Source organism: Paenibacillus sp. FSL F4-0125 (assembly GCF_038008565.1).
Taxonomy (GTDB): domain Bacteria; phylum Bacillota; class Bacilli; order Paenibacillales; family Paenibacillaceae; genus Paenibacillus_AQ.
This window is the reverse complement of record NZ_JBBOZJ010000001.1, coordinates 5776496-5802408: the sequence shown is the minus strand read 5'-3', so window position 1 is coordinate 5802408 and position 25913 is coordinate 5776496. Positions and strand designations below refer to the sequence as shown.

The window sequence follows — 25913 nt, the reverse complement described above, 5'->3', positions numbered from 1 at the left end:
CCCGTTAAGCAGCTACTCTAATCCTTATAGGATTAGAGTAGCTGTCTTTATAATTTCAATTTCGAAAAGTTAACGGTAGGTGAAGGCTGTGGACAGAGCAATTTTTATTATGAGGCATGGGGAGACCGAGTTTAATACGCAAGGTCGTTACCAAGGCCAATTGGATTCACCTCTGACTGAGCATGGTGTGGAACAAGTCAGACAAATGGCGAGGCTGCTTCGTTATTCCGTAGATCATTCCTCCAAGTGGAGGGTGATTTCAAGTCCGCTTGGGAGAGCGCTGCAAAGCACACAGATTTTGTGTGAAATCTTAGGTTACGATTTCAATAAAGTAGAAACCGATTCCAGGCTAAGTGAGGTATCCGTCGGATCATGGTCAGGGTTAACGCTGAAAGAGATTGAACAGGGCTGGGCCAATAGACTTACTGGAACTACTATGTATGATTGGTACTTTCACTCTCCAGACGGGGAGAGCTACGAGGCGGTTCAGGAGCGTGTCACAGACTGGCTGGATAGCGTATCTTCTTCTCCGCAGGTCATAGCGGTCACACATGGATTAACAAGTAGAATTCTACGCGGAGCATACGCGGGGCTTACAAGACAGGAGACCTTAACACTTGAGGTTTCCCAAAGCGCATGTTTTCAGTTGGCTAATTGTACAATAAAGAGAATCAGTAATGAATTTGATGAGTTCTAGCCCATCCTTAAAGGGAGACGAACGCATAAAAGGCTGCGTTGTCCCTGAGGGATAGGCAGCCTTTTATGTTTATAAGATAGTACTAGGATCCGCCGGTACGACGGCGTTGGTTGTTAGGCTTTTTGTTATTCTGACTTTTTAGCGGTTTGGCGGAGCCGGCCTGAAAAGTTGATCCAGGTTTGGAGGAAGATTGTTGTTTCTTCTGCTCCAGCTTTTGCCGGATAGCTTCAGCTAAATTGATTTTTCCTTTTTCATTGCTTTCGCTCATTATGATAACCTCCTTCGAAGCAAGTCCTTCACTTTATTCTAATTGTTTTTAAATGCTGCTACAAGGGCAAGAATAATTGAAAGAATTCTTTTCTAACCAAACAGAAAACGAGGAGATAGCCAAGATGGTTGATATTTACGAAGATATACGTAAAGGCGAGCGTGGCGCTTGGGTTAGCATAGCGGCTTACCTCATTTTATCGACATTCAAACTGATTAGCGGTTATCTATTCGCCTCTAATGCATTGGTCGCGGACGGGGTCAATAATTTAACTGACATCGTGGCATCGGCAGCCGTATTGGTTGGTCTGCGGATTTCGAGAAAGCCTCCTGACTCTGACCATGCTTATGGACATTTTCGGGCAGAGACAGTAGCTGCATTGTTGGCCTCTTTTATTATGGCGGTAGTAGGTATTCAGGTCATTGTGGAGGCGGTGCGTTCTTTTTTCGATCGTGCAAAAGAAACGCCGCAGCTATGGTCTGCGGGTGTGGCTTTAGTGTGTGCAGTGGCAATGATGGGAGTATACATATACAACAAAAGGCTGGCTAAGCAGATAAATAGTAGCGCACTAATGGCAGCGGCAAAAGATAATTTTTCGGATGCTATGGTTAGTGTAGGGGCTGCTGTTGGAATTGTGGGTGCTCAGTTCGGACTGCCATGGATTGATTCTGCGGCAGCCGTAGTTGTCGGGCTGATTATCTTAAAGACAGCATGGGATATTTTCCGTGACTCAACTTATCGACTTACGGATGGCTTTGATGAAGATCGGTTGATGGATCTCCGCAGTACTATCGCTCGTACACCTGGAGTAGAAGGAATTAAAAATGTAAAGGCACGGGTGCATGGGAACCATGTGCACGTGGATGTTGTAGTGGAGGTTGACGCAAATATTACAGTGGTAGAGGGTCATAAAATCAGTGATTCCATCGAAGAGAGAATGAGCAAGCTACATAATATTATGAATGTGCAGGTGCATGTGGAACCTAAAGATTAAACTTAAAATACTAAATTAAGGAAGAAACAAACATATTTAAGGAGGATTCAAGACTTTAGTCCTGTATTTTACCATAAAGTGGCATGATTATATGTGCAATTTGGAGCATGTTCCAAATCCCGGGCAAGCCTATAATGAGGGCATAAAGGAATGTAGTACACACCTTTGTTGAAATCTCATCATGGTATTGGGGGAACGTATGATTAAATCACATAAGCAATTAACAGCATCCTTGTTGGTTACAGCTGCAATTGTTGCAGGTTTAGGAGTATCTGCTCCTGGAAATGCAGCAGCAGCCTCAAGTCCATCAAATTCAGTTATGGCGGCAGCAGCCGGTCAAACCGCGGTCATCGAGGCAAGTGTTCGCCTTCGCAGCACACCTTCTACAAGTGGAGAAGTAGTGAAGTATTTGCAAAAGGGCGATCAAGTGCAGATTGTGGCGAAACCGAATAACTATTGGTATCAGGTGAAGACAGCAGATGGATCCGTCGGTTACACTAGCACGGATGATAAGTATATCAGCGTAAATTCATCTTCAGTAGGTACATCAACTGCACCATCAGCACAAACGGGAACTATTAAGTACGGAGTGAATCTTCGAACTACTCCTTCTACAAGCGGAAAAGTACTGAGACTTCTGAAGAAGGGGGAACAAGTACAACTTCTGGCAGAGCCGAACAGCTACTGGTATCAAATTCAAACCTCTGATGGTAGCATTGGATATATAAGTTCAAGTGATCAATATATTTCGTTTGCTGGTAACGGGGGGACTGGGACGGTAACACCGACACCGACACCAACACCAACACCATCGGTACCACCAGCACCACCTATTTCGACACCTGGGGCTTCGGCCCAAATCGAGAGTGTAATCTCAGCAGGTATTGGCTATCTTGGTACACCGTATGAGTTTGGATCTAGCAGAAATGATACAAGTACCTTCGATTGTTCTGATTTTATTCGCCAAATTTTCATGGATGCTCTGAATCTGAAACTACCTGCTGATTCTCGTCAACAGGGAGATTGGGTGAAATCAAACAGTACGGTGGTTACGTCTACCTCAGGTTTAAAACGCGGTGATCTTATGTTCTTCATGGATTATAAAGGGAATTCCGCTTCCGCTTATGCAGGGATTGATAAATCCAAGGCTAGAATATCACATGTTGCTATGTATCTGGGAGATGGACAAATTATTCATACGTATTCCGTAGCTTCAGGCGGGGTAAAAGTAGATCAGTTAAGCGCTTCTTGGACGAATCGTTTCCTCTTTGGGGGATCGGTCATCCGATAATTATATAGGTACACAGAAGCGGCAGCATCGCATGTTTGTGACGGGTGAACAAAGGCGGCGTAAGTGCAAAAGATACCCCCTCAGTAGAATCATATCTACTGAGGGGGTATCTTTTGGTAAATATAAGGATTTATACGTTCCGTGCTATAAATTATCCTTATATTTCTCGCATAAACACTTGCCGTTCTTATAGGGACGCCGAAGGCGTTTATGCTTGTTATCAGCTTTTCGGAGCTAATTACATAATTACATTGGCAGCCACAGGAACCTTTACCCACGCTTTTCCTAGCCATGTGTAAATTTCTCTCCATTCATTGCCCCAAGTATCCGTAATCACTTCACCTGTAGTGTCAAGCGTTTGAGCACTAAGCCAGCCTGCGGGAATCATACTGCCAACTGAAAAGTGGAAGGCTGTTTTTTCGGTTAGAACAATTTGTGGTGTAGCTGGAGTAATATCCGATGGCGTAATAATCGTTTCGAAAGTATTTGTGTAAGTGCTCCCATTAACTGTCGTAGTGTCTGTAGTTGTACCTGTTACCTCTGCGGCTGATGCAGTAGCTGCTATTGAAGCCATAAGTCCTAAGGCTAGTGTAATGCTGGCGAATTTTTTCATGTTTAGTTCCTCCTTATTATGAACCAGATTCATATATTTTTCTTATTTTCTCAAGTGACATCTGTGTGCGAATGACCTATACTTTCTGCATGATGAATAAGATATATGGATACTTATGGGAGGAGGCTACATCGATCGACCTCTGCGTCCCGTGAAGAGGGAAACAACAAACAGAACCAAGAAGACGAAGAATAGTATCTTTGCAAGACCTGCAGCAGCTGCTACAAGATTAAAGAAACCAAATATACCAGCGATTACAGCTACAACTAGTAGAATTGCGGACCATTTTAACATTACATATCACCTATCCTTTTTTTGTATTTGTAGTCATTGTATAAACGGGGACTTTGATTCTGAAACAAAGGGGGAGCAGGGAGTTTTGACAACGCTCGACAGAATGTTTCGGCCTATGGTACTAGGGGTAACTATGCAGTATACAAGGCTGAAAAGCCGCTATTTATGAGATTTGGAAGGGGTTATGAATATGATTATTGAACTTAGTGTAGCTCTCGTTGCTATCGCATTCGCAATACTTGTTTTCTTTCTAATTAAGACTTTGCAGTCAGCGAAGCAATCTCTCGACAAAGTAAGCCAGACCTTGGTGGAAGTGCAGAAGACGATGGATGAACTGACTTATGAAGTGAAGACTACAGTCAGACATGCCAATGAAATTACCGCTGATGTACAGAATAAAATTCAGAAGATTGATCCTGTCATAGATTCTGTGAAGAATTTGGGAGAAGTTATGAATGAGTTAACCTTAACCGTTAAGCAAGTCTCAGTAACTGTGATTGAGAGATATCGTAAATCGCATGAACTGAGGGAGAAGCGTAAGGGAGTATCCGTAAAAGAAGTCCCACTGACTGCAGCCGAGGAACGTACGGTTAACTCCTATGATGCTGTTAATGCCGAGAAAGCACCGGGGAAAATAGCTACTGTGTTAAAAGGTGTAGATGTAGCTGCAACTCTTTGGAAAAAATTCCGTCATTAAACTTAAGGCAGCAAGTCTTCTGTAAATGGCGGCTGCAGATAAGAAAGGTGGGATAACAACATGAACATTATCATTCTTTTGTTTAGTCTTCTTTCCCCATACTTTGATGCGTCTCCACAGTTGACACCTATCTCAACATTTATTGAACAGCCTAAGTCTGTTCTGGCTTTTGAGCATATTGCAGAATCCAGCCCTTCTATAAATCGGTTTGATTCACTTCAAGGAGTCTCTTTATATGCCACAAAGGAAGAACTGCTTCTGACCAAGGGGAATCCCTTTACGGTAACAAATGATCCATTGCAAGGGACAGTGGAGTACCACTACGCAGATGTGACAGTCGGTGTTGGCGAAGGCTTTGTATTATATGTGCATGTCTCCCCTTCTCAAGCGCAGCAGTTCGGTCTGCAGGTAGATGGGGTAGGAATTGATCCCGTGAAGGATAATGTGCAATCAACCTTGGGGAAACCGTATTTTATAGCCGAAGATGGTGACGTATATATGAGAGGAAATAATGCGCTCAAAATATATCGAAATTTGGCAGGGGAATTCGAAGGTATTGATTTATTTGATAGTATTTCTTCTTAATGTGTTTCACTTTTGATCATTTTGGTTAATAATCAGGGGCTGTCTTTACCATAGAGTAACCTCCCGAACCACTAGGTGTAGTGGTTCGGGAGGTTACTTTGCTGAAGACGTAAATGAACCTATTACTATATTTACATATTATAAAAATAGATATAACGGTTTTAAATAGCGTATGATATAGGTAATGAGTCGCAGAATTTTACGGTCGTAATACTATTTGTGTGAGGTGAAGATGATGAGAATCTTAATCGTAGATGACAATCCGACTAATGTTATCATTATCCGTGAAATCCTGAAAAAAGAAGATTACCGAAATTTCGTAACTGCATCCTCTGCAAAAGAGATGCTTACACGGCTGGGAATCGGTACTGTAAGTGAAGATGGACGTCCTCGGATGTCAGATATCGATCTGATTTTACTGGATATGATGATGCCGGAAATGGATGGAATCGAGGCATGTCGTGTTGTACAGCAATACGAACATCTTAAGGATATTCCAATAATAATGGTTACAGCTGTTGGTGATTCCAAGAAGCTGGCTGAGGCACTGGATGCAGGTGCAGTAGATTATGTTACGAAACCGATTAACAAAGTGGAGCTCATGGCCCGAATTCGGCTTGCGCTTCGATTGAAGCGAGAGAAAGATTGGCATAAGGAACGAGATCAGCGTATTCAGGAAGAATTGAGACTGGCCGCACTTGTTCAGAATGCTGTGTTGAGCTTGCCGCTTCAGGAAGAGAATTTTGAGGTCAATGCCATCTATCAGCCATCCTCTGAGCTTGCCGGTGATTTATATGCGTGGTACCCCCTTGGTGATGGCCGATATGGCGTGATCCTGCTGGACATTATGGGACACGGAATATCGTCATCACTTTTTTGTATGTTTCTTGCATCTGTCTTAAAGGACACGGTAACTACGTATGTAGAACCGGAAAAGGTTATTCAGGAGCTCAATCGAAGGTTTAATCAGCTCTATATTGAAAAAAAGTTGATTCAATACTACTTTACGACTATTTATCTCGTGATAGATACCCGTATGAAACGTATTGACTACGTCAACGCCGGGCATCCGCCTGCGCTGTTTTTCGAAGGTGTGGCTAAGACTCCAGTGATGCTGGAAAGTAACTGTCACCCGGTAGGTCTGTTTGAACGGATTGATATTCAGCCACAGAGCTTAACCTATGAAGATGAAGGGCATCTAGTTCTTTATACAGATGGTCTATTGGAACTGGTTGAGGGCGAACAAGAGGAGCAGTTGAAATTTATGATTCAACATTTAAATGTTGAACATGAGTGGAATGAAGAAGCTATTCGAGCTGCTTTTTTCAATGTTGAGGTTCCTAAAGAGCGTGATGATGATAAGTGTATTGTGTGGATCTCACTGAAGAAGGGAACAGATAGAGAATGAAGATAAAGGCTAAACTCTTAATTGGCTTCAGTGCCATGTTAGCGATTATGCTTGCACTTACGATGATAGGATACGACCGCTTAAATTATATGAATAACCAACTGGAAGGATATCAGGATAGATATATGAAGGGGCGGTCTTCTTCGGGGATGCGTGGAGAAGTCAATGATATGGCACGAATATTGACCACGACCATGTTAAGTGCAGATGCATCATCGGTAGAATCTCAAAAGAATGAGATTGATAAAAAGATTACTAAAGCGAATGAGCACTACGAGAAAATAAAAGCGTCGATGACTAGCGCTGAAGAAATGCAAATGGTCAGTCAAATAGATGGTGCGTACACTACTTATTTAAATTATCAGGAAAAGGTATTGAAACTGCTATCGGCTGGTTATTTTCAGAATGCTAGCACGTATTCCAACACAGAGGGACAAGCGATTCAGAATGCCGTGTTAAACGCTCTGAACAGTCTCTCTGATTATAATGCTTTTATTATGAATGAAGAGAGTACGAAGGCCAACGAAGCTTATAAAAGTTCGACTCAGATGGTAGTTCTAATGATGATTATGGGCTTACTTCTCGGACTTGGAGTAGTTCTATGGATCATCCCAAGCATCACTCGGGGGCTTAATGTCGTTTCGATGATGATTACCAGCTTTGGCAACGGTAAGGTGAGGGCCATACGGCGTATAAAGGTTACTACAAAAGATGAAATTGGTGAGGTTGCTCTTGTCTTTAAAAAGATGGCTTTAGATCTTGAACAGAAGCAGCAAATGGAACAGGCCTATGCGCAAGCGCAGAATGACCAATCCTGGCTGAATGCGAATGTTGCTCGGGTGACGGAACTATTGCGAGGTGTTAGCTCCTTAGACCAGGTCTCACAGACCTTCATCAATGAGTTTACCCCTGTGCTGGGAGCACAGTTCGGAGCTGTATATTTAAAAGATGCCAATCGTCCTGATTTTTTACGAAGCAGTGGATATTATGCAGTAGACAATGATAAGAAACCTAAGGACGGTTTTGTGATTGGAGAAGGGCTCGTAGGTCAAAGCGCGCTCGATATGCACCCGATCAGACTGGAGAAGGCCCCGGAAGACTATTCATCTGTTAAGTCCGGATTCGTGGATGCACAGCCTGGATATATTTCTATCCATCCGCTTATATTTGAAGACGAACTGCTTGGCGTAGTAGAATTTGCTTCATTCCAGCCTTTTAGCAGCTTGGAAAATGATTTGCTGCAACAGCTCGCAAATAATTTAAGTATTATTTTTAATAATATTAGCCGCCGTTTGATCGTGGAGAAATTGTTACGTGATTCCCAAGCACTTACGGAAGAGCTGCAGTGTCAATCCGAGGAATTACAGACTCAGCAAGAGGAATTGCGCCGTTCCAATGAGAATTTGGAGGAGCAGACAGATGCGCTTAAACGCTCGGAAGAACTGCTTCAGCGTCAGCAGGAAGAACTGGAGCATTATAATACAGAACTTATTGCCAAGACCCGTGCTTTAGAGGAACAGGTACAAGAGGTAGAAGAGAAGAAAGATGAGATTGAGCATGCAAAAATTCAATTAGAGAAACAGGCTAAGCAATTATCCGTTACTAGTAAATATAAATCTGAGTTCTTGGCGAACATGTCCCATGAATTGCGAACTCCGCTCAACAGTCTCTTGATCCTATCCCAGCTACTTACGGAGAATAAGGATGGCAACTTGTCAGAGAAGCAGGTTGAATTTGCGCATACGATCTATATGTCAGGTGCGGACTTGCTGAAGATGATTGATGAGATTTTGGACTTGTCCAAGGTTGATGCAGGCAAAATGGAACTAAACCAAGAAGAAATTAAATTGACTGAGCTGAAGAGCTTTGTGAAGCAGAATTTTGCTCCGCAAGCACTTAAAAAAGGTCTTTCCTTACGGATTACCTTTAACGAGCCGCTGCCAGATAGCGTTATTGCCGATGGTCATCGGTTGAAGCAGGTGCTAAGAAATCTGCTTTCTAATGCCTTTAAGTTTACGATGGAAGGATTTATTGAGTTCTCTGTTAGCCAAGCAGATGATAATCTTATTCCGCTAGATCTGCCAGGCGAAGCTGATTATATTGCTATTGCTGTGAAGGATAGCGGAATTGGTATTCCGGCGGACAAAACCGATATTGTGTTTGAAGCCTTCCAACAGGTGGATGGAACAACCAGTCGTAAGTTTGGGGGGACAGGCTTGGGCTTGTCTATCAGCCGTGAGTTAGCACGTTTAATGGGCGGAGCCATTGTGCTGGAATCCCGTGAGGGCCAAGGTAGTACCTTTACTATGTATTTGCCGGTTAAAGGAAATTATAATAGGCAACCTGCAGTGATAGAAGCTGCTGCTTCTGTAGAGGATGCACCCTTTGAGGAATATTTCGGAGATAGGCTTCCAGCCCTTGTACCCACGCCGGTCCATGCACCGATCCCACAATTGATGATCGATGATGACCGGGATCATTTGACTGCAAATGATAAGGTTCTGCTTATTATTGAAGACGATGAGAGCTTTGCTAAAATATTGCTGGATATGGCTCATGGCCGCAAATTCAAAGGACTGGTAGCCCTCCAAGGCGATACCGGATTGCAGATGGCGAAGACTTATCTGCCGGATGCGATTATTCTAGATATTCAGCTGCCGGTTATGGACGGCTGGACCATCCTTAGAGAGCTAAAGAGTGCATCACAGACTCGTCACATTCCTGTCCATGTCATCTCTGTAAATGATGAAGTGAAGCAGGGGCTTATGATGGGGGCAATGGCTTATTTAAGAAAACCATCTTCCAGAGAGGCTCTAGAGCGGGCGTTCTCGCAAATTGAGAACTATACCTCCAGTACGTTGAAGTACTTGCTGATAGTTGAGGATGATGAGATTCAACGTCGTTCTATCATGGAATTAATCGGTCATGACGATGTAGCGATAACCGCAGTTTCAACTGGCGGGGAGGCACTGAATGAGCTGCGGAAGCAGAGATATGATTGTATGGTTCTAGATCTGATGCTTGAGGATATGACAGGTTTCGATCTGCTGGATCAGATTCGTGATGATGAGGAATTAAATGATCTTCCTATTATTATTTATACAGGTAAGGATTTGGATGGTAAAGAAGAGACGCAGCTACGCAAGTATGCGGAATCAATCATTATCAAGGATGTACGTTCGCCAGAACGTTTATTGGATGAGACTACATTGTTCTTACACCGGGTAGAAGCCAATCTTCCGGAAGATAAACGTAAGATTCTGCAGAAACTTCATAATAAAGAAGAATTGTTTGAAGGAAAGAAGATTCTGCTCGTTGATGACGATATTCGTAATGTTTTTGCGCTCTCCAGCGTACTCGAAGAGTATCATATGGAAGTGAAGTTTGCCGAGAATGGACGCGAAGCGCTAGAAATGCTGGTAGAGCAAGAAGATTTCGATCTTGTGCTTATGGATATGATGATGCCGGAGATGGACGGATATGAGGCTATGCGCCGGATCCGCGAGATGCCGCAGTATCAGAAACTGCCAATTATTGCACTTACCGCCAAAGCGATGAAAGAGGATCGTGCCAAATGTATTGAAGCTGGAGCCTCTGACTATATGAAAAAGCCAATCGCTACAGGTCAACTTCTATCTTTAATGCGAGTTTGGCTGTATTCGTAACCTCAATATTGGGGTAATACTTTAAAAGAATTAACAAAAAGCCATTCTTCAAAAAAGTACGGCGTGTTGATAAGGGAGTCGGATAACAATGAAAGCATTAGAACACGGATATGAGGAGCAGCCCGTTCTGGCGGGAAGTGAAGAACTGGAGCAAATTGAGATCGAGCTGCTTCTTGATGGGGTACACCGTTTATATGGCTATGATTTCCGGAATTATGCGTTGCCTTCATTGAAACGACGTATCTGGCATCATGTTCATGCGGAGAATGTTCTCAGTATATCCGCGCTGCAAGAGAAAGTGCTGCATGATCGCGCTTGTTTTGAACGATTTGTCTACAGTCTCTCTATTCCTGTTACTGAAATGTTCAGGGATCCGGGATTATTTTTAACTTTTCGCCAGAAGGTAGTTCCTTTGTTAAGAACCTATCCCTATATTCGTATCTGGCATGCCGGATGTTCCACTGGGGAGGAAGTTTATTCTATGGCCATCCTGCTACATGAAGAAGGGCTTTATGATAAAGCTCGGATTTATGCCACAGATATGAATGAGCGTTCTTTACAGCAGGCTAAGGAAGGCGTTTATGATATTAGCAGAATGAAGCAATACACAAAGAATTATTTGGAGGCAGGAGGTACTCGGGCATTTTCCGAATACTACACTGCGAAGTATAACTCCGTTATTTTACAACCTTATTTACGCAAAAATATTATTTTTGCTGAGCATAACTTAGCTACAGACACTTCTTTTAATGAATTTAATGTTATTTTCTGCCGAAATGTAATGATTTATTTCAATGATGAGCTTCGTGATCATGTTCACGGATTGTTTCATGAAAGTCTAAGTCGCTTTGGAATCCTTGTTCTGGGCTCTAAAGAGTCTATTCACTTTACGAAATATAGCGATTGCTATGAATCTTTAGACAGAGTGGAGAAAATATACCGTAACATAAAATAACGCATGAAGGAGGGTGGTCCTATGGGGTTTCAAGAACCAATTCATATACTACTAGTCGACGACCGTCCTGAAAACTTGCTGGCGCTGGAGGCGGTACTTGAGAGCCAGCATTACGAGCTAGTCAAAGCCACCTCCGGTGAAGAGGCACTGCGGTGTTTGTTAAGGTATGATTTTGCTGTCATCGTACTGGACGTACAGATGCCAGGTATGGATGGGATCGAAACCGCAAAATTGATCAAAGCCAGAGAAAAAACAAAGGATATCCCCATTATTTTTATCTCTGCGAACAGCAAGGAAGCGGAGCACTTATTCGCTGGTTATTCGGCAGGGGCTATTGATTATATGGTCAAGCCTTTCATTCCACAAATTTTGAACTCTAAGATACAAGGCTTTGTCGAAATGTACATCACGACTAAGAAACATCAGACTCAAACCATGCTGCTGCAGCAAAAGACGAAAGAACTAGAAATTATTAACAGTGAGCTTATTAAGGCAAAAGAAGAGGCGGAGATTGCCTCTAAAGCAAAGTCGGAATTTCTTGCTATGATGAGTCATGAGATTCGTACACCTATGAACGGCGTAGTTGGCATGATCGATCTATTAATGGAGACGGATCTAACTTCTGAGCAAAAGGAATATTCGGAGATCATTCGGAAAAGTGCCGACACGTTGATTACGGTAATTAACGACATTCTTGATTTTACTAAAATGGAATCTGGAAAAATGGAAGTTGAAGAGCATTTGTTTGAACTCCGAAATTGTATTCAAGAGGTGTTCAGCCTCTTTTCGATTGAAGCGGGAAAGAAGAACCTGGAACTCGCGTATTTTATTGATCAGAAATTGCCTAGACTTTTATATGGAGATATGGCTCGCTTACGCCAAGTTCTAATTAATCTGATCGCTAATGCCGTTAAATTCACAAATCAAGGTGGGGTGTATCTAGTCGCCTCCATTAAGAGCATTGCTGATCATAAGATGGAAGTTGAATTCACGATCATGGATACAGGGATTGGGATTTCTCCGGAAAAATGTGACCGATTATTTGAACCCTTTTCGCAGCTTGATTCTTCTATGACACGGAAATATGGGGGAACAGGTCTGGGACTAGCTATATGTAAATCTCTTGTCGGAATGATGGGTGGAGAAATCCGGGTAGAATCGATGGAGGAAAAGGGAGCTACCTTTATCTTTACGATTCAGGCATCTATGCCAGGAGAAGATTTGATAGGCGGTTATCAAGAAGAGGAATCCATGCAACCTGTTCCAAATCAAGAGGGTAGAAGCAGAATCCTTGTTGTAGATGACCATCCGATTAATCAGCGTCTAATGGTCAGTATGCTGGATAAGCTGGGCTATGCGGCGGATATGGCTGAAGATGGACAACAGGCTGTGGAAATGGCAATTAAGCATCCTTATGATTTTATCTTTATGGATCTTCAAATGCCTGTGATGGATGGCTTGGAGGCGACCGCTCAAATTCGGCGAGAGGGTGGTCCTGCTGCCAAGAAGACCGTTATTATTGCAATGACGGCGAACGTCATGGAGGGAATTCAGAATCGCTGTAAGGCCTCAGGAATGGATGATTACATCAGCAAACCGCTGAAGATGAGTAGTATAAAACAAATGATTTCTCGATATTCTAGCAATGACAATGTAATACTTGAACCTGATATATCTATTTTCCAGGCGTAATCTAGTATTTACCAATTGGTTTTTTTAACGTTGTTTGATTCAAAGGTATATCATTAAGGTTATTAATATAGAAAATATTTGTTCAGGAGAGATCGTCTAATGAATACGCATAAAAGTAACAAGTTCCATGCGAAGACAGAAACTAAAGGGAATGTATGCACCGTTTTCCTGAGTGGTGAACTTGATTTATCAGTTGCTTCGGATTTCCGCCTGGTGATGGAGCCGCTTGTAGGAGATACCAAACTAGATTTAGTTATTAATCTTAAGGAATTAAAATACATCGATAGCACAGGGATTGGTATTCTACTTTCGATCTTGAAGTCAAGACAAGGAATGGACGTTAAGTTTATGGTTGAGGATGTTCCTCCACAAATTCAGAAGCTGTTTGACATGACTGGTATTTCCAAGTTTTTTGCCTCCCAAGAGAATTCCCACTAGGAAAGGATAGAACAAAGAATGAGTGATGATGTGCAAAAAGTAATTCTTCAGTTGCCTGCTAGCGCAGAGTATGTGGATATTGTTAGGTTGAATTTATACGGCATTGCCTCGAAAATGGGTTTCACCTATGAGGATATAGAAGACATGAAAGTGGCAGTGTCAGAGGCGTGTAACAATTCAGTATTATATGCTTATGGCCAAAAAGACGGAGTGGTAGATGTTATTTTTGAGGTAGAAGAAAGCTCCTTATCCATTACAGTCAAAGACGAAGGGGAGAGCTTTGACGGCTTGGACAATTCTAATGAACGTATGACACTGCACGATAAGGAGTTAAGTGACGTTCAGGTTGGCGGGTTAGGGTTCTACTTAATGCAAGCGTTGATGGATGACGTGAGTGTCGTAAGTGAAGCCGGAAAAGGGACGGTGGTAACTTTGAAGAAGCACCTTAATTTTAGCGAGGAGAAAGTATGAGTGACAAAGTGACTCCCCCCGAGTCCATGAATGAAGCAGTCACCCAAATTTGGGAGTATCAGCAGACCAAGGATAACGATCAGGCGACATTGCTGATACAGAAATATGAGCCTATGGTGAAGATGGCTGCCGGGAAAATTTCCCGTAATCGCCCCGACTTGTATGAGGATTTATATCAGGTCGGGCAAATGGCGCTCATCCGGTTACTGCAGCAATATGATATCAGTCTCGGAATCCCTTTTGAGCCCTATGCGATGAAAAGCATGATTGGACATATGAAGAATTATTTGCGTGATAAATCTTGGTACATACAGGTTCCTAGACGGATTAAAGAAAAAGGAGCGCTTGTTCAACACGCGATTGATGAACTTACAGTGAAGCTTGAGCGTTCTCCTGCGGTCGATGAGATTGCTCATTATCTTGATCTGTCTGTTGAAGAAACTGTAGAAGTACTGGCAGGCAGAGAATGTTACCATTACGTATCTCTTGATTCACCGCTTTCCCAAGAGGAGACTGGAGCTACGCTAGGGGAGCTTATCAGCTCTGATGCGAACGATTACGAGACGGTAGAGAAACGAATGGATCTTCAGCAAGCACTAGGACAATTGAAGGAGCAAGAGCAGCAAGTGTTGCTACTAGCCTTCCAAGATGGTCAATCCCAGCGGGCAATCGCTCAGAAGCTGGGGGTTTCACAGATGAGTGTTTCACGGATACAGAAGCGGGCCACTGAGAAGTTAAAGCAGATTATGGCTAACTCATCCTATTGAGCTCCTTTATGTGTAATAAACATTACTTTGATTTGAACGCCACTTTTCGACGATAAGGACATGCCTCTCTCCGCACCTGGAGAATAGCATGTCCTTTATTTGTGTTTTATGTTTTTACAAAGCTCTTACCCCGCTTGACCGTCTAACCCTAAAGGATAGACGGTCAAGCGGGGTAAGGGGGAGAGGTGATAGATGATAGATGGGCGATAGATAACGCATCTGTTAGCTATTTGCATCGATGTATTTTTTGATCTCGCCAAGGTACTCACCGATCACAGGAACATCAAGAAACAGGCTAAGAATATAGCCCAGTACACCAAGGACTACGAATGTTCCGAGCGACAGTCCGAGACCTCGGGAGATGCCGGCCATCAAGTTTGTGATGATTCTTTTTTTGGGATCGGAGTAATTTTCGAGAATATCTTTGAATTCTGATTTCTCCAGTGATTCAGCAATCTTATCGAGGCGATGGTTTAGGCGTTTTACTTCATGTCGTAGCTCAAAAGGATGTTCATCAATTTCATATGTTTTTGTTTGGCCATTTGATTCTCCCATGGAGCACCCCTGCTTTCTGTAGCCCGAACGGGCATTCATTAAGGATCTATTCAATCAGATGAAACTTTATAGAGGGTATAACTAAACAACAGCCAGCTGCGGACAGCTGGCTGTTGTTTGATATAGCTGTGTAATGGCCGCAGTTTAATAACTGGATTTATAAGAAGATTTAACATCCTCTTTCGCATCTTTAGCCTCATCAGCAATTTCTTTAGAGGATGATTTGGCTTCGTCAGCCACTTCTTTAGAAGCGTCTTTAACATCAGAGGCTACATGATTTGAGGCTTCACTTACAGTGTCACCAATTTTGCTGCCTGCGTCTTGAAGGGTGGCCGCAATTTGCTGTTTGCTGTCACTGACCGTAGTGTAGATATCCGTGGCTTTAACTGAAACTGTACTAGCCAGGTCGGTTGCCTTTTCACCTACCGTTGTGGCAATAGCTTTAGTTTTGTCAGTTACTACACCAGCAACTTCTTTTGTTTTGTCAGTAGCAAGTGTAAGTTTGTCAGACAGATCACTGCGCATTTCACGACCGGGTTTTGGAGCAAATAATAGAGCTGCTGCAGCGCCTATTAAACTACCAATAAAGATGCCCTTGAAAAAGTTGCTTCCGTTTTCTACTTCATGCTCTACTTTATGTTCTACGTTACTCATCACCAATCACTCCTTATAAGTTATCTTACTTCGTATATAAACTTTGGAGTATAGGCTGAAACAATGGATAAGCAAGGCGTAGATTGCGAGAGACGCTTATTATGGACTAATGATGAACGGCTTGGAGCACTGCGTAGCCGAATTCAGGCAGATTCAAAGAGAGACATGAGGTGATAGTTTCTGTGCGTTTCTGCGTCTCTAGATTTACCCATATAGAGTGCGCCACAGGGCAGGGAATCTTGGCGTCGACTATCAAGTCTTCATTGTTGAGCACGATTAAGAAACGGCCATGTTCGTCCCAACGCTCATATACAAGCAGCCTTGGGTGATCCGGGATGTCCAGCGATTTAAAGCCGCTATTCCGGAATGCTGTATGTGATTTACGAAGTTCAATCGTCCAGCGGTAGAAATTGAATAGTTCATTATTCTGTTTCTGGGGATCCCACTCCATACATTTTCGGTTATCTGGGTCATAGCTACCTTCCATACCGATTTCATCGCCATAGTAAATGCATGGTGCTCCTTGAAAGGTCATCTGAAACAAAACAGCCAGCTTTAATCTTCGGACATCACCGCCGCAAAGGGTCAGGAAACGAGTTGTATCATGACTGTCTAATAGATTGAAGGTAGCCTCTGTAATGTGCTGAGGGTAATTCGCTAGCATAGTAGCAATCGATAGAGAGAATTGTGCAGCGTTGATTTGTCCGTGAGCGAAGAAATTAATCTGAATATTGGTTAGCGGGTAATTCATTACAGCGTCAAATTGATCACCAAGAAGCCACGGCAAGGAATCATGCATAATTTCTCCTACGAGATAGGCTTCTGGATTAATGCTTTTGATCGCATTACGGAATTGTCGCCAGAATGTATGAGAGACTTCATTCGCGACATCAAGCCGCCAGCCGTCTATACCTATTTCCTCAATCCAATAGCGACCAACATTCAGAAGATATTCATTGACCTCAGGATTCTCTGTATTGAGTTTTGGCATGATAGGCTCAAAAGCAAACGTGTCATAGGTGGGAACTTTGTCGACAACCTGTGGTGGCCACTCCCGTACATGAAACCAGTCAGCGTAACGAGAAGATTGCCCATTGGCGAGCAGATCAGCAAATGGAGGGAAGGTATGGCCGCAATGATTAAAGACACCATCTAGAATGACGCGAATGCCTTTGGAATGACAGGCGTCTACAAGTTCTTTTAGCAATGCGTTGGTTCCCAGATGAGGGTCCACCAAGAAATAATCCTTTGTGTCATATTTATGATTGGTAGTTGCCTCAAATATAGGATTGAAATATATAGCAGTGATGCCCAGTTCACAGAGATAATCTAAATGATCTAGCACACCTTGCAAGTCGCCTCCGAAGAAATTCCGTGGACTCGGCGTGCCACCCCATTCCAGCACATCTGCCGGATCATTGGTAGGGTCACCATTTGCGAAACGCTCCGGGAATATTTGATAAAATACTGCATCCTTCACCCATGCTGGAGGGGAGTGTACATCTTCACGGTTTAAAAAAGGAAAGTCAAATAGGCCTTCATATATAATTACTGGAGGTTCTGAGAAGAAGCCTTTTTCCAAATAATAAAGGACCTCATCTCCATCATAAAGTCCAAAGTAATAAGTGAGTCTTCGATAAATAGGACGGACCGCAGCCTGCCAATAATCGAATAAGCTATCAGAAGCAAGGATCTGCATAGGAATGATCTCATGGGTTTTATCCCACCCGTATTTATCTCCGCATAAAAGATCGATCCGGGACACATTATCACGTTTAGTTCTAATGCGAATATGCAGTGTAGACTCATTGTAGGCATATGACCAATTTTGCCCCATACGATGATAAACGGCTTCTGGTTGAATCATATTCAATTTCCATCCCTTCGCGGCAAGTAAACGCAAAAAAGGGTTCAACCTCATGATTTTCAGAGGTTGAACCCTTGGCGGTTTCATTGCCTTTAAATTTTGTCTGAATCTTATCATACCCCTCAAGATCAAAGCAAGAGATAATTTCACATAAATCCACGATATGGAATATTAAGTATGCGGTTGAAATAAAGAGAAAATATAAGGAAGAACCTGAAAAACATTATTAAATCGTCCCATTTGGGTCTATATTCTTATTGCAATCCAAATTATGGGTATTATAGAATGAGGGCGAATGAACTTGATTTTTCATAACACGCATACAAATTAAAGGCAATGTTACCTGACAGGGTACAACCTCGGCACTTTGTGCAAATGAGGTTGTACCTTTTTTGTATGCTTATTTTTTCTATGTGTGTTAGGTCTGATCACTCAAGAATAAAGGGGAGATGAGCAAATGAAGAAGAGTAGACGTTCAAAAATGCAAGCGGTATCATTTAGTACAGTCTTATGTCTGCTGTTGGCATTGACCGTTACGGCTTGCGGTTCAGGCAATGGGAACTCTGCAACAGAACCGAACGCAAGCCTGAATTCCGCAGTAAACGAACCGGCGGAGACTACAAATGAGACAAATCCTGCCGAAGAAGAGCTGAAACCGGAAGCTGGGGCCAAATTGACCGTCTGGGAAGCCAAGGAGCAGGTTGAATACATGAAGCAGCTAGCCGCTGATTTCGAAAAGGAATACGGTGTTCCTGTCAAGGTGGAGGAAATGGCGGGTGGAGATCAGGGTGCAAGGCTGGCAACAGACGGCCCGTCCAAACTAGCTGCCGATGTGCTGACTCTTCCGCATGACCAGATCGGTCAGGCTGTAAAAGCGGGGCTACTGTTGCCTAATGATGTGTTTGAGGAAGAGACGAAATCAACGATGGTGGAGACAGCCATTCAAGCATCGACTTATGACGGCATCCTGTACGGCTATCCTAAATCGGTAGAGACCTATGCACTTTTCTACAACAAGGACCTGATCCCTGAGGCTCCAAAAACCTGGGATGATGTGGTTGCTTTTGCCAACACGTATAACAAGCCGAAGGAGAACAAATTTGCGATCATGTGGGAATTCGTAGGGTATTACAGTTATCCATTCATCGGCAGCTTCGGCGGATACATCTACGGTGATAACAATACAAATACCAAGGATATCGGATTAAATAACGAAGGTACTGTCAAAGGATTTACCTTTCTTCAAAGCCTAAAGGGCATTCTGCCATTGAACGCAGGAGATATCACCTATGACGTTAAGACCCAATTGTTTCAGGAAGGTAAACTGGCAATGAACATCGACGGACCTTGGTCTGTTGCGGCATTCAAGGATCATGTTAATCTGGGTGTGGCTCCGCTTCCAAAAGGACCTGACGGACAGGACAGTATTTCTTTCTCTGGCGTCAAATCGTATTATGTTAATTCCTATACGGCGTATCCCGTCGCTGGCCGTCTGTTTGCACACTTTGCAAGCAATAAGGAGAATCAGCTCAAAAACTTTGAAATGACGGGAGCTATTCCTGCAAACATCGAAGCTGGAGAAGCGCCGCAAATCAAGGATGATCCAATTATCAGCGGATTCTTCGAGCAGTTCCAACACTCCGTGCCGATGCCTTCCATCTCAGAAATCAAATCTGTTTGGGACCCGCTAAAGGCAGCATTTGTATCCCTGTGGAATGACCCAAGTCTTGATGTTAAGAAGACACTAGATCAGACCGTATCAACGATTCAGGCCGATCTGGCGTCGAAGTAAAGGACGGGTGATTTGACCTATGCACAAAAAAAAGGGCGCAGCGCTACTCTCGGTTATTCCGGGACTGGGCCAATTCTATAACCGTCAGTGGCTAAAAGGATTAATATTTCTATTGGTAGGGGCTGCCGGGATCTATTTTATCGTCTTTAATCTGACTGGATATTTACATGGATTGGTCACACTCGGTGAATTTCCTAGTCGTATGGTCAAGGTCGGAAAGCTGACCCGGATGGTGGAAGGCGATCATTCCATTTTTATGATGATCGATGGTTTGATTGCTTTGTTGGCACTGCTTTTTTACTCAGCCTTTCATGTTTTGAACATCAGAGATGCTTTTCTGGTTGGAGCGGCACGCGACAGAGGAGAGCCAATTCATTCATTTGGTGAATCGCTCAGACATATGGGTCGCAAAAATTTTGCTTATCTTGTACTTGTAATTCCTTTTGTGGCAGTTGTTTTTCTGACGATACTACCGCTTGTTTTCTCAGTACTCTTGGCATTTACGAACTTTGCTGATCCGATTCTTCCGCCAGCGCACCTGGTGGATTGGGTGGGGTTTGGAAATTTCATGAAGATGCTAAGTTTGGATGTATGGAGTTCTACCTTTAGCGGAGTGCTGATTTGGACACTGATCTGGGCGATTATTGCTACCGTGACGACTTACATCGGGGGTGTTCTCATTGCCGTGCTTATTCACCAGCCTCGTGTTCGGTGCAAAAAGCTATGGCGGACACTTCTGATTGTTCCCTTCGCCATCCCGAATATGATCTCATTGCTCGTTATGCGCAATATGTTCAATAATCAGTTTGGACCGATTAATAGTTATTTAAGAGCTATGGGACTGGACGGTGTGGCTTGGCTGACTAATCCGTTCTGGGCCAAAGCGACCGTCATTCTGGCTAATATGTGGATCGGAATTCCGGTCACCATGATCCTGGCCTTTGGGGTACTGACAACAATTCCAAGGGATATGTACGAAGCGGCTGAAGTGGACGGAGCTGGGGCATTCTACAAGTTTCGCATGGTTACACTGCCTATGGTGCTGTTCGCAACCGCTCCGATCCTGATCATGCAGTTTGCCGGTAACATTAACAGCTTTAACGTCATTTACCTAATGACCAACGGAGAACCGGTCAATCCAAACTACCAGTACGCGGGTCACACCGACCTACTGGTGACTTGGCTCTACAAACTGGCGCTTAACCAGTCGCAGTACAGCTTTGCTTCTGTCATCGGGATTGTCATCTTCCTGTTGGTAGCGACCTTCTCCATCTGGAGCTACCGTCGAACGCGATCCTACAAAGAGGAGGATATGATTGCATGAAGCCAAAACTGACAGAAGCGTTTAAAACGATTGGAAGCCATCTGCTACTGATTGTGCTCAGTTTTATTAGTCTTTTTCCAGCGTTTTGGATTATTATGTCTTCATTCAAGACGGGTAACAGTTTGTTCAGTGACTCGTTGATTCCTAAAAATTTCACGTTCATTCATTACAAGGAACTGTTTGAGCAAACTAAATACTTGATATGGTTCATGAATACGCTAAAGGTTGCAGCGCTGTCTACGCTACTTGGCACTTTTCTGCTGCTGTTGACTTCGTACGCCATTTCTCGGTATCGGTTTACAGGCAGAAAAACAACATTGACCGCGCTCCTTGTTCTGCAGATGTTTCCGGGATTCATGGCTATGATTGCAGTTTACGTGCTGCTGAATACACTTGGGCTGCTGAATTCTCACTGGGCGCTTGTGCTTGTATACAGCAGCGGGGCCATTATCACGAATGTATTTGTGGCTAAAGGTTTTTTTGATACCATTCCCAAAAGTCTGGAAGATGCTGCGCGGATGGACGGGGCGAGCCATATGAAAGTTTTTCTCTCTATAATGATCCCACTGTCCAAACCAATGCTTACCTATGCCAGTCTAATGATATTTAACGGCTGCTTTGTGGATTTCATTTTCGCTGACCTTGTATTACGTACGGAAGAGACGAGGACGCTAGCTGTCGGGCTTTTCCGGATGGTGAATCAAAGCAACTCGACCGAATTCACGTTGTTCGCCGCTGGAGCGGTGCTGGTTGCTCTGCCGGTCACGCTGTTGTTCATTTTCCTTCAGCGTTTTTTGGTGGATGGTCTGACCGCGGGTGCAAGCAAGGGATAGATCGATTTGTGCATGCTCCCACACTACAACAGTGCCGAATTCCATATAGGCTACTTCCTTTTCAGAAAATCAAAATTCTGAGGAGGAAGTGGTTTTTTTTATTTGAAAGCTTCATTTATACTCATGTCATTCGGAATATATTGCTGTTGTAATTGTTTTTGTGTAGCTTCTAAAATCTTCTTAGTGTGGAGAGGATTGAAGAATGATGAAAATAGGAGTAGAATTCCTCATGGAACTAACACTTAAGGGAGTATGTCTGTACAAATAAATCCCCGGAGCACGGGGTTATTTTCTAGCATTAATTAAATGTAGAATCCTGATAAATCCTTGTGAGTTATAGAGCACCATGAGAAAAGAGGAGAAATATAATGGAAACAGTATTAGTACGAGAATATCGGTCAGATTTGCTGGAATGTGTTCATAGTGGACATATTGCCATCGTAGGAGAAAATGGTGATGTGAAGGGATATGCAGGTGATCCTGAGTTTGTATCCTTTACTCGTTCAGCGGCCAAACCACTTCAGGCTATTCCAGGCATACGTGGAGGAATCGCGGAGCATTATGGTTTTACACCCGCTGAGATTGCCCTAATGACTGCTTCGCACCGTGGAGAGAGCTATCATGTTGCTGCGCTTGAGAGCATTTCCACCAAGATTGGCATCGATGAGCAACAAATGATATGTGCCACAAGCTATCCTCTGGATTATACGAGTAGAGAGAATGCCATTCGCGGCGCGGGCAAAAGAAAGTTCTATCATAACTGTGCAGGTAAGCATATGGGGATTTTATCGTATAGTAAGCTCAAAGGGCTGCCGCTTGAGGAATACTCACAGCCGGAGCAAACGGTTCAGCGTGAGATTATAGATACCATTGCTTATATGGCTGGCGTAGCCCCAGATAGTATTGGCCTAGGTACGGACGGATGCGGTCTGCCGGTATTTGCTATGCCTTTGACAGCTTTGGCGACCGCGTATTTGAAATTAGCCAATCCTGATTTAATTGCTGACGAGGCTACCCGCAAGGCGGTTTCTACGATCACGGCGGCGATGAATGCACATCCGGAAATGGTTTCTGGTCACGGACGACTCGATTCAATTCTTTTAGAAGATGACAATATTATTGCTAAGGGTGGATTTAAGGGCGTATATTGCTTCGGCTTGCGCCGTGAACGACTGGGTATTGCCTTTAAGATTCTGGATGGATCAGAAGAAGAGTGGGGACTTATTGTACAGGGGATTCTAAATCAGATTGGATACAGTCAGAAAAACACTTTGGAAAAGCTGCGTCATGCATTTTCAGGTGTGATCTACAATGACGGTGGTACACGGGTAGGCCATGCCGATACAGAATTCCAGCTTCATTTCATAAAATAAGCGCATAGGGAAAGAGCCTCTCGACTACGTATCCATCCTCTGGATACGTAAGCGAGAGGCTCTTTTTTTACCTGCAGAACAATTATTTCTGACGTAGGCGTCCGAGTTCAGAGACGAGCGCTTCCACCTGAGAAATACTGAGTCTATCGCTGCTCATGGCTACCTCATAGACATCGAAGATATCCTCATATTTATCTACTGAAAAAGCAGAGGCTTGCATCGCTGCAGCACTAGCCATTTTCAGCTTGTTCTTGATGGCCTCGATCATATATTCAACATTTTCCTGACTAGGTTGTGTTAAATCCATTGGTTATTAACATCCTCTCTGTATACTGATCCATGTATTTTACCATGATTGTGAGCTTGATCACCATTTTTTTGTCGAGCCCACAGAAATCATGTTAAATTAAAGGCATGAAATCAAAAATATCATCGAAGGGAGGAAAGGGATTGGCAATTAGAGAACAAGGAAGCGGAAAACGAAGCAAATTGGACGATGTAGGATTAGTGTCCTTTTTTATGGAAATTGCTGCACTGCATTCCGCTGAGAAAGTCACATTTCTGTGTATCGGAACGGATCGTTCTACAGGTGATGCCCTCGGTCCGTTAACAGGGAGCAAACTTCTGGAATATGGCTTTCCACACGTAATCGGTACGTTGCCATCTCCTTGCGATGCAGATAACTTGATGGCCAGAGTAGCTGAGATTCCATCGGAGCATATCATTATTGCTGTGGATGCCTGCCTAGGACCACCAGTAGCTCTCGGTTATTTCTTCGTTTCGAATGAGCCGCTTCAGCCAGCACAATCAGTGGGGGCTTGCCTTCCCGCAGTGGGGCATTATAGCTTGGCGGCGATTGTAGATATCAACGGCCCAAAACCCTATCGGACGCTGCAGACGACTCCACTACATAGAGTTATGGTTATGGCTGAACAAATTGCCGCCGCAGCAGCAAAAGGGTTTGGAATTGGGTATTAAGAATACGATGCCGGTTTCAAGGAGAGCTGTTTTGCTTAATAATAGATATTAGTTAATATATCTTAGTATTTTGGAAAGAGGGAAGCAGCCATGGAAAGAGTACGTTGTGACGGAAGCAATATTTGCTATAGCGATCAGGGGAAAGGCGAGGTTATTGTATTACTGCATGGCTTTTGTGGAAGTGCTGAATACTGGGAACAAGTCATTCCCATCTTAAGCAGCGACTACCGAGTGATTGCTCCCGATTTACGTGGTCATGGAGCTTCTGAGGCTCCACTAGGCCCCTATACTATTGAACAAATGGCAGACGATGTTCTGGGCTTGTTAGATACACTGGAAATTTCTGAATGCACCATGCTGGGACATTCACTTGGTGGATATATTACACTTTCGTTCGCGCAGCGGTATGCCTCTCGATTGAAGGGCTTCGGATTAATCCATTCTACGGCATATCCGGATAGTGAAGAAGCTCGGGAGAATCGATTGAAAAGTGTCAGCAGGATTCAAAATGAAGGTATTACTCCTTTTGTGGACAGCTTTGTCCCGGGGATTTTTGCTAAAGCAACCGCTTCTACATCACCGCACTTGCTGGAGCGAGCAAAAGAAATTGGTTACAAAACACCTCCACAAGGAGCAGCGGGAGCTGCACTGGCGATGCGCGAGCGTCCGGATCGACGTGATGTGATCACAGCTACCACGTTGCCGGTACTACTTGTTGCTGGCGAGCAGGATGAACTGATTCCTGCGGAGCGCACCTTCACTTCGGATAAACCAAATATAACGCAAGCTACGATTTCTGGAGCAGGCCACATGAGCCTGTTTGAAGCTCCTGAACGGCTAGCTGAGGTTATCAAGGAATTCACCCAAGCTACGGGTAGTATTAACAGTCATTCGTGATCGCTGAAATAATAATTCAAAAAGAGGCAGATCCGCGTCAAAGTAACTGGCGTGGGCTGCCTCTTTTTCTGAAAAATAACCCCTCCATGAAATCCTGTTTCCAATTCGGAGAAGATTCCAAGGGCTGTGCAATAGATGATGTAGGGGGCTTAGCTATTTCGGAATTTGATTTGTTGAGTAGTACTTTTCGTAAATAAATCAGACAGACTAGGGACATTAAGTAAGTAAAGCATCCATCCCAAATCCTACACCTGCCGATAAATGAGTAATCAATATCCCGCCAAGGGCAGGACCAATAAGGCGTACGGTCTGAGTAGTCATTTGGGTTAGCGCATTAGCGGCAACACGAATATTTGGCGTGAAGATTGTTGCACGGACTGCTGCATAAGCAGGCTGAAACAGACCATCAAGCAAACCATAAAGGCCTACCAATATAAGTAGAAGCGGGATTGTCAAAACTCCGATCAAAGAAAGAGCGGCAGTTGCCAGCATGATTAAGAACCGAGCAATATCAGCCAGCATCATAATCTTTACACGGTCATAGCGGTCTACGATATGGCCAGAGATAGGAAGCATTATTATATTTGGCAGCATGTAGACGGCCATTACGATGCCCATAATCGTTGTAGATCCAGTTAAGGAATAGACTAAGACAGGTAAAATAACCATCGTAACTGAACTTCCTAGAAATGAAATCAGGTGACCTAGCCATAGAAAAGGAAAAGCACTTGATTCAGCAAATGGAGCAGCGAATCCCCGGAATGGGTTACGGCTTTTAGATTCAGTAGTATTTGCAGAGATCATG

26 protein-coding genes are annotated in these 25913 nt (G+C 43.6%); 18 read left to right on the top strand and 8 right to left on the bottom strand.

The window, feature by feature from the left end; genetic code table 11:
* Window positions 1-88: 88 nt before the first annotated feature.
* The gene (locus NST74_RS25805; protein WP_341115158.1) at window positions 89-697 is read left to right on the top strand and encodes a histidine phosphatase family protein; all 609 of its coding nucleotides are present in this window, start codon (window positions 89-91) and stop codon (window positions 695-697) included.
* Between the two features lie 82 nt (window positions 698-779).
* On the opposite strand, the gene NST74_RS25800 is transcribed toward NST74_RS25805, so the two are convergent.
* Window positions 780-965 (bottom strand): hypothetical protein, encoded by a 186-nt coding sequence (locus NST74_RS25800; RefSeq protein ID WP_042131054.1) that lies wholly within the window; start codon window positions 963-965, stop codon window positions 780-782.
* A gap of 124 nt (window positions 966-1089) precedes the next feature.
* Here NST74_RS25800 and NST74_RS25795 point away from each other — a divergent pair, with 124 nt between their 5' ends.
* Complete coding sequence (locus NST74_RS25795; protein WP_341115154.1) at window positions 1090-1959, top strand: cation diffusion facilitator family transporter; 870 nt, start codon at window positions 1090-1092, stop codon at window positions 1957-1959.
* 199 nt (window positions 1960-2158) lie between these two features.
* Window positions 2159-3250, top strand: coding sequence for a C40 family peptidase (locus NST74_RS25790; protein WP_341115152.1), 1092 nt, complete (start codon window positions 2159-2161; stop codon window positions 3248-3250).
* A 238-nt stretch (window positions 3251-3488) separates the two neighbouring features.
* Here NST74_RS25790 and NST74_RS25785 read toward each other — a convergent pair whose 3' ends face one another.
* Window positions 3489-3863 (bottom strand): hypothetical protein, encoded by a 375-nt coding sequence (locus NST74_RS25785; protein ID WP_341115150.1) that lies wholly within the window; start codon window positions 3861-3863, stop codon window positions 3489-3491.
* 126 nt (window positions 3864-3989) lie between these two features.
* On the bottom strand, window positions 3990-4157 hold the full coding sequence (locus tag NST74_RS25780) for a DUF1328 family protein (RefSeq protein WP_042131050.1): 168 nt from the start codon (window positions 4155-4157) through the stop codon (window positions 3990-3992).
* A gap of 190 nt (window positions 4158-4347) precedes the next feature.
* Between NST74_RS25780 and NST74_RS25775 the strand changes: the two genes are divergently transcribed.
* From NST74_RS25775 to NST74_RS25735, 9 genes are all read left to right on the top strand, one after another.
* Window positions 4348-4854, top strand: coding sequence for a DUF948 domain-containing protein (locus tag NST74_RS25775; RefSeq protein ID WP_042131049.1), 507 nt, complete (start codon window positions 4348-4350; stop codon window positions 4852-4854).
* A 60-nt stretch (window positions 4855-4914) separates the two neighbouring features.
* Window positions 4915-5439, top strand: a complete 525-nt coding sequence (locus NST74_RS25770) for a hypothetical protein (RefSeq protein WP_341115147.1) — start codon at window positions 4915-4917, stop codon at window positions 5437-5439.
* A 235-nt stretch (window positions 5440-5674) separates the two neighbouring features.
* Window positions 5675-6847 (top strand): fused response regulator/phosphatase, encoded by a 1173-nt coding sequence (locus NST74_RS25765; RefSeq protein WP_341115976.1) that lies wholly within the window; start codon window positions 5675-5677, stop codon window positions 6845-6847.
* On the top strand, window positions 6844-10512 hold the full coding sequence (locus NST74_RS25760) for a response regulator (RefSeq protein WP_341115145.1): 3669 nt from the start codon (window positions 6844-6846) through the stop codon (window positions 10510-10512). Before NST74_RS25765 ends, NST74_RS25760 begins: the two co-directional genes overlap by 4 nt.
* An 88-nt stretch (window positions 10513-10600) precedes the next feature.
* Window positions 10601-11467 (top strand): CheR family methyltransferase, encoded by an 867-nt coding sequence (locus NST74_RS25755; RefSeq protein WP_341115143.1) that lies wholly within the window; start codon window positions 10601-10603, stop codon window positions 11465-11467.
* Between the two features lie 21 nt (window positions 11468-11488).
* On the top strand, window positions 11489-13159 hold the full coding sequence (locus NST74_RS25750; RefSeq protein ID WP_341115141.1) for a response regulator: 1671 nt from the start codon (window positions 11489-11491) through the stop codon (window positions 13157-13159).
* 99 nt (window positions 13160-13258) lie between these two features.
* Window positions 13259-13597, top strand: a complete 339-nt coding sequence (locus NST74_RS25745; RefSeq protein ID WP_042131044.1) for an STAS domain-containing protein — start codon at window positions 13259-13261, stop codon at window positions 13595-13597.
* Window positions 13598-13615: 18 nt separating this feature from the next.
* A complete protein-coding gene (rsbW, locus tag NST74_RS25740) occupies window positions 13616-14068 on the top strand; it encodes an anti-sigma B factor RsbW (RefSeq protein WP_042131043.1) in 453 nt (150 codons plus the stop codon).
* Window positions 14065-14835 carry a sigma-70 family RNA polymerase sigma factor gene (locus NST74_RS25735; protein WP_042131042.1) on the top strand — a complete coding sequence of 257 codons (771 nt, stop codon included), beginning with the start codon at window positions 14065-14067 and terminating at the stop codon, window positions 14833-14835. The genes rsbW and NST74_RS25735 overlap by 4 nt, the downstream gene beginning before the upstream one ends.
* A gap of 222 nt (window positions 14836-15057) precedes the next feature.
* On the opposite strand, the gene NST74_RS25730 is transcribed toward NST74_RS25735, so the two are convergent.
* The 3 genes from NST74_RS25730 to NST74_RS25720 all read right to left on the bottom strand — a co-directional run bounded on the left by NST74_RS25730 (window position 15058) and on the right by NST74_RS25720 (window position 17911).
* Entirely contained in the window at window positions 15058-15390 is a 333-nt protein-coding gene (locus NST74_RS25730) for a DUF5665 domain-containing protein (protein ID WP_042131041.1), read from the bottom strand.
* A 144-nt stretch (window positions 15391-15534) separates the two neighbouring features.
* Window positions 15535-16044 carry a YtxH domain-containing protein gene (locus NST74_RS25725; protein ID WP_341115140.1) on the bottom strand — a complete coding sequence of 170 codons (510 nt, stop codon included), beginning with the start codon at window positions 16042-16044 and terminating at the stop codon, window positions 15535-15537.
* Between the two features lie 106 nt (window positions 16045-16150).
* Entirely contained in the window at window positions 16151-17911 is a 1761-nt protein-coding gene (locus tag NST74_RS25720; RefSeq protein ID WP_042132488.1) for a glycoside hydrolase family 13 protein, read from the bottom strand.
* A 457-nt stretch (window positions 17912-18368) separates the two neighbouring features.
* Here NST74_RS25720 and NST74_RS25715 point away from each other — a divergent pair, with 457 nt between their 5' ends.
* The 4 genes from NST74_RS25715 (at window position 18369) to NST74_RS25700 (ending at window position 23233) form a co-directional block, all read left to right on the top strand.
* Window positions 18369-19703 carry a sugar ABC transporter substrate-binding protein gene (locus NST74_RS25715; RefSeq protein ID WP_341115138.1) on the top strand — a complete coding sequence of 445 codons (1335 nt, stop codon included), beginning with the start codon at window positions 18369-18371 and terminating at the stop codon, window positions 19701-19703.
* A gap of 19 nt (window positions 19704-19722) precedes the next feature.
* On the top strand, window positions 19723-21027 hold the full coding sequence (locus tag NST74_RS25710; protein WP_341115137.1) for a sugar ABC transporter permease: 1305 nt from the start codon (window positions 19723-19725) through the stop codon (window positions 21025-21027).
* Window positions 21024-21860, top strand: coding sequence for a sugar ABC transporter permease (locus NST74_RS25705; protein ID WP_042131038.1), 837 nt, complete (start codon window positions 21024-21026; stop codon window positions 21858-21860). Before NST74_RS25710 ends, NST74_RS25705 begins: the two co-directional genes overlap by 4 nt.
* A 368-nt stretch (window positions 21861-22228) precedes the next feature.
* Window positions 22229-23233 carry an asparaginase gene (locus tag NST74_RS25700; RefSeq protein ID WP_341115136.1) on the top strand — a complete coding sequence of 335 codons (1005 nt, stop codon included), beginning with the start codon at window positions 22229-22231 and terminating at the stop codon, window positions 23231-23233.
* Between the two features lie 82 nt (window positions 23234-23315).
* Here NST74_RS25700 and NST74_RS25695 read toward each other — a convergent pair whose 3' ends face one another.
* The gene (locus tag NST74_RS25695) at window positions 23316-23540 is read right to left on the bottom strand and encodes a DUF1128 domain-containing protein (protein ID WP_042131036.1); all 225 of its coding nucleotides are present in this window, start codon (window positions 23538-23540) and stop codon (window positions 23316-23318) included.
* 143 nt (window positions 23541-23683) lie between these two features.
* Here NST74_RS25695 and yyaC point away from each other — a divergent pair, with 143 nt between their 5' ends.
* Complete coding sequence (yyaC, locus tag NST74_RS25690) at window positions 23684-24211, top strand: spore protease YyaC (RefSeq protein WP_042131035.1); 528 nt, start codon at window positions 23684-23686, stop codon at window positions 24209-24211.
* A 90-nt stretch (window positions 24212-24301) separates the two neighbouring features.
* Window positions 24302-25108, top strand: a complete 807-nt coding sequence (locus tag NST74_RS25685; protein WP_042131034.1) for an alpha/beta fold hydrolase — start codon at window positions 24302-24304, stop codon at window positions 25106-25108.
* A gap of 216 nt (window positions 25109-25324) precedes the next feature.
* Here the strand turns inward: NST74_RS25685 and NST74_RS25680 are convergent, their stop codons facing one another.
* Entirely contained in the window at window positions 25325-25912 is a 588-nt protein-coding gene (locus tag NST74_RS25680) for an MFS transporter (RefSeq protein WP_445668157.1), read from the bottom strand.
* Window position 25913 lies beyond the last annotated feature (1 nt).

Coding starts and splice junctions, on each gene's coding strand:
- NST74_RS25800 (WP_042131054.1), bottom strand. CDS start 965: ATGAGCGAAAGCAATGAAAAAGGAAAAATCAATTTAGCTGAAGCTATC.
- NST74_RS25795 (WP_341115154.1), top strand. CDS start 1,090: ATGGTTGATATTTACGAAGATATACGTAAAGGCGAGCGTGGCGCTTGG.
- NST74_RS25790 (WP_341115152.1), top strand. CDS start 2,159: ATGATTAAATCACATAAGCAATTAACAGCATCCTTGTTGGTTACAGCT.
- NST74_RS25785 (WP_341115150.1), bottom strand. CDS start 3,863: ATGAAAAAATTCGCCAGCATTACACTAGCCTTAGGACTTATGGCTTCA.
- NST74_RS25780 (WP_042131050.1), bottom strand. CDS start 4,157: ATGTTAAAATGGTCCGCAATTCTACTAGTTGTAGCTGTAATCGCTGGT.
- NST74_RS25775 (WP_042131049.1), top strand. CDS start 4,348: ATGATTATTGAACTTAGTGTAGCTCTCGTTGCTATCGCATTCGCAATA.
- NST74_RS25770 (WP_341115147.1), top strand. CDS start 4,915: ATGAACATTATCATTCTTTTGTTTAGTCTTCTTTCCCCATACTTTGAT.
- NST74_RS25765 (WP_341115976.1), top strand. CDS start 5,675: ATGAGAATCTTAATCGTAGATGACAATCCGACTAATGTTATCATTATC.
- NST74_RS25760 (WP_341115145.1), top strand. CDS start 6,844: ATGAAGATAAAGGCTAAACTCTTAATTGGCTTCAGTGCCATGTTAGCG.
- NST74_RS25755 (WP_341115143.1), top strand. CDS start 10,601: ATGAAAGCATTAGAACACGGATATGAGGAGCAGCCCGTTCTGGCGGGA.
- NST74_RS25750 (WP_341115141.1), top strand. CDS start 11,489: ATGGGGTTTCAAGAACCAATTCATATACTACTAGTCGACGACCGTCCT.
- NST74_RS25745 (WP_042131044.1), top strand. CDS start 13,259: ATGAATACGCATAAAAGTAACAAGTTCCATGCGAAGACAGAAACTAAA.
- rsbW (WP_042131043.1), top strand. CDS start 13,616: ATGAGTGATGATGTGCAAAAAGTAATTCTTCAGTTGCCTGCTAGCGCA.
- NST74_RS25735 (WP_042131042.1), top strand. CDS start 14,065: ATGAGTGACAAAGTGACTCCCCCCGAGTCCATGAATGAAGCAGTCACC.
- NST74_RS25730 (WP_042131041.1), bottom strand. CDS start 15,390: ATGGGAGAATCAAATGGCCAAACAAAAACATATGAAATTGATGAACAT.
- NST74_RS25725 (WP_341115140.1), bottom strand. CDS start 16,044: ATGAGTAACGTAGAACATAAAGTAGAGCATGAAGTAGAAAACGGAAGC.
- NST74_RS25720 (WP_042132488.1), bottom strand. CDS start 17,911: ATGATTCAACCAGAAGCCGTTTATCATCGTATGGGGCAAAATTGGTCA.
- NST74_RS25715 (WP_341115138.1), top strand. CDS start 18,369: ATGAAGAAGAGTAGACGTTCAAAAATGCAAGCGGTATCATTTAGTACA.
- NST74_RS25710 (WP_341115137.1), top strand. CDS start 19,723: ATGCACAAAAAAAAGGGCGCAGCGCTACTCTCGGTTATTCCGGGACTG.
- NST74_RS25705 (WP_042131038.1), top strand. CDS start 21,024: ATGAAGCCAAAACTGACAGAAGCGTTTAAAACGATTGGAAGCCATCTG.
- NST74_RS25700 (WP_341115136.1), top strand. CDS start 22,229: ATGGAAACAGTATTAGTACGAGAATATCGGTCAGATTTGCTGGAATGT.
- NST74_RS25695 (WP_042131036.1), bottom strand. CDS start 23,540: ATGGATTTAACACAACCTAGTCAGGAAAATGTTGAATATATGATCGAG.
- NST74_RS25685 (WP_042131034.1), top strand. CDS start 24,302: ATGGAAAGAGTACGTTGTGACGGAAGCAATATTTGCTATAGCGATCAG.
- NST74_RS25680 (WP_445668157.1), bottom strand. CDS start 25,912: ATGATCTCTGCAAATACTACTGAATCTAAAAGCCGTAACCCATTCCGG.